Annotated in this window: 4 protein-coding genes; 3 read left to right on the forward strand and 1 reads right to left on the reverse strand. The window is 70.7% G+C overall.

Annotation, left to right across the window (positions count from 1 at the left end; all coding sequences use genetic code 11):
* Nucleotides 1-129 precede the first annotated feature (129 nt).
* Nucleotides 130-528 (reverse strand): DUF2784 domain-containing protein, encoded by a 399-nt coding sequence (locus G6022_RS14815; protein ID WP_182639662.1) that lies wholly within the window; start codon nt 526-528, stop codon nt 130-132.
* 299 nt (nt 529-827) lie between these two features.
* Between G6022_RS14815 and G6022_RS14820 the strand changes: the two genes are divergently transcribed.
* From G6022_RS14820 to G6022_RS14830, 3 genes are all read left to right on the forward strand, one after another.
* On the forward strand, nt 828-1,901 hold the full coding sequence (locus tag G6022_RS14820) for a 3-deoxy-7-phosphoheptulonate synthase (RefSeq protein WP_182639661.1): 1,074 nt from the start codon (nt 828-830) through the stop codon (nt 1,899-1,901).
* A gap of 59 nt (nt 1,902-1,960) precedes the next feature.
* Nucleotides 1,961-2,728: an isoprenyl transferase gene (locus G6022_RS14825; protein WP_182639660.1), complete on the forward strand. Its 768-nt coding sequence runs from the start codon at nt 1,961-1,963 to the stop codon at nt 2,726-2,728.
* Nucleotides 2,728-3,049, forward strand: a 322-nt coding sequence (locus G6022_RS14830) for an MOSC domain-containing protein (protein WP_187701382.1), incomplete at its 3' end; no start/stop codon positions are given. The genes G6022_RS14825 and G6022_RS14830, both read left to right, overlap by 1 nt.

Genomic DNA, 3,049 nt, shown 5'->3' on the forward strand with positions numbered 1-3,049 from the left:
ATCATCGGATCCACCACCGCACCCCCCTGCGCCAATCGAACTCGCCACCATTCGAACGTGTGATCTAGTATATCGTCTCAACCGAGATAGCACAAGTGTTCGACTGGCCCCGTGAGGGCGGGGTCGACCTCAGGGGTATCGCGCCTCTGGGCCGAGTGCGCGGGAGCGTGAGCGCGCTCGCCAGTGGAGGAAGGCCAGGCCCGCCCATGAGACGAGCACGGCGGACGCAACGGCGAGTTGCGCCGTCAGAAGATGTTCCGCGGGATAGATGACGCCGGTGAGGTAGTGGTCGATGAACCCCGTCGACGGCAGCGTCTCCTGGCCGGCGCGGGCGCGTCCCCAGTTCTCTACGTGGGTGAGCGGACAGTCCCACCCCACCGTCGCGATCCCGAGTCCGTACGCCGCCGTCGCCAGATGCGGCCAGAATGTCCAACGCCATCGCCACGCGAGGAAGCCGCCCACCACCATGTACACGAGGAAGGCCGCGTGGAGCACCATCGCAGCGTCAGCGACGAGTCGGTATCCCATGACTCCAGGGTGCCAGCCGGGGCGGGAGGCGCAAGTGGCCCGACGGGGGCGGCCTCTGCTACGGTGACCGGCATGTCGATCGCTCGCGCTTATTGGCGCTTTATGTGGGCTCCGGGTGGAGCCCGCGCCACGAGCGCACGCGTCCGCTAGTCGGACGTCCGACACCCGGAGCCCAGAGGCGGTGACCACAACGGTCGCCGCCTCCCGCCATTTCCAGCGGCGGATCCGGGTGCGCACAGGGCACCGAACAGGATCACGGCACCCGGCCCGCCACGACCCCCGCATCAGGAGCGCACGCCGTGACCATCACCGCCGAGAACCCCACCCAGACCGCCGACCGGCGAGTCCTGTCCTACTCCCCGTTGCCGACGCCGATCGAGATCCTCGGCGAACTCCCGCTGGGAGAGGCCCGCGAAGCGCTGGTCGAGCGCAGCCGCAGCGAGATCGCCGATGTCCTGGCCGGGCGAGACGACCGGCTGCTCGTGGTGGTGGGGCCCTGCTCGGTCCACGATCCCGACGCCGCGCTCGACTACGCGGGGCGCCTCGCGGCCCTGGCCCGGGAAGTCTCGGAGGACCTGCTGATCGTCATGCGCGTCTACTTCGAGAAGCCGCGCACGACGGTGGGGTGGAAGGGCCTGATCAACGACCCGGCCCTCGACGGGAGCTACGACATCCCCCGCGGACTGCGCACCGCCCGCAGACTCCTCCTGGACGTGTTGGACCTCGGCCTGCCCGTCGGCTGCGAGTTCCTCGAGCCGACCAGCCCGCAGTACATCGCCGACGCCGTCTCGTGGGGCGCCATCGGAGCCCGGACCACCGAGAGCCAGGTGCACCGGCAGTTGGTCTCCGGCCTGTCCATGCCGGTGGGGTTCAAGAACGGGACGGACGGCGAGGTCCAGGTCGCGGTGGACGGGTGCAGGTCCTCGGCGTCGCGCCACGTGTTCTTCGGCACCGACGCCGAGGGCCGGGCCGCCGTGGTGGAGACCGCCGGGAACACCGACTGCCACGTGATCCTCCGGGGCGGCACGGGCGGACCCAACCACGATGCGGCCTCCGTGGCGTCCGCGGTGGCGTCGGTCGCGAGGGTGGGGCTGCCCGGGCTGGTGATGGTGGATGCGAGCCACGCCAACTCCGGCAAGTCCCACGAGCGTCAGGCCGAGGTCGTGGCCGAGCTCGCCGAGCGGATCGGGGCGGGGGAGGAGGGCATCTCCGGCGTGATGGTCGAGAGCTTCCTCGAGGCCGGCGCCCAGTCCGTCGACGCCGCGGAACTCGTCTACGGCAAGTCGGTCACCGACGCCTGCATCGGCTGGGACACCACCGAGGAGGGCGTGCGCGCGCTGGCCGCGGGGGTTCGCGCCGGCCGACGGGGCTGAGCCCCCGCGGGGTCAGGGGGACCCCTGTGGAGGGGGCGTCGCGCGGTAACCTCTACCGAGTGGATGCCTCCTCCCCCCTGTACTCGCTGTACGAGTCGCGACTCCGGTCGTCACTCGACGGTGCCCGGCTCCCACGGCACATCGCCGTGATGGCCGACGGAAACCGCCGATGGGCCAAGGAGGCCGGGTTCGCGGATGTCGCGCACGGACACCGGGCCGGGGCGGTCAAGATCGCCGAGATGCTGGGCTGGTGCGACGAGCTGGGCGTGGACGTCGCCACCATCTATCTGCTGAGCACCGAGAACCTGGGTCGTGATGCCGAGGAGCTCGACGAGCTGCTGCAGATCATCGCCGACGTGGTGGACGAGATCACCGGTCCGGACAAGAACTGGGACGTCCGGATCGTCGGGCGGCTCGAGGTGCTGCCGGACTGGCTGGCCGAGCGGCTGCGCCACGCCGAGCGCGCGAGCACCGGGCGTCGGGGGGTCAAGGTCAACGTCGCCGTGGGGTACGGCGGCCGTCAGGAGATCGCCGATGCGACCCGCGAGCTCGTCGCCCAGTTGATCGACGAGGGCCGGACCGGGCGGGACCTGGTCGACGGCATCACCGTGGAGGCCATCGGCGAGCACCTCTACACCTCCGGCCAGCCCGATCCCGATCTGGTGATCCGGACGTCCGGCGAGCAGCGGCTCTCCGGATTCCTGCTGTGGCAGAGCGCCTACTCGGAGATCTGGTTCACCGAGGCCTACTGGCCCGCGTTCCGCCGCGTGGACTTCCTCCGCGCCCTGCGCGACTACGGTGCCCGCAACCGCAGGTTCGGCCACTGATGCCGGCCTCGAACAGTCCCGCGTCCGGGGAGACGGTGCCGGAGTCGTTCACCGTGCAGGCCGTCTGCGTGGTGGACCAGCTCCTCACCGTTCCCGGCCGCGTCGGCGTGACGGCGATCGACAAGCGCCCCGTCGAGGGCCCGGTGCAGGTCCGTGAGTACGGCCTCCACGGCGACGTCCAGGCCGACCGCGAGCATCACGGCGGCGTGTGGAAGGCCGTCTACCTGCTCTCCGACTCCGATGTCGAGCCGTGGGAGCCCGAGTTCGGCGGGCCGATCCCGCCCGGGTACTTCGGCGAGAACCTGCGAGTGACCGGCGTCG

The organism is Dietzia sp. Cai40, from assembly GCF_014145165.1.
Taxonomy (GTDB): domain Bacteria; phylum Actinomycetota; class Actinomycetes; order Mycobacteriales; family Mycobacteriaceae; genus Dietzia; species Dietzia natronolimnaea.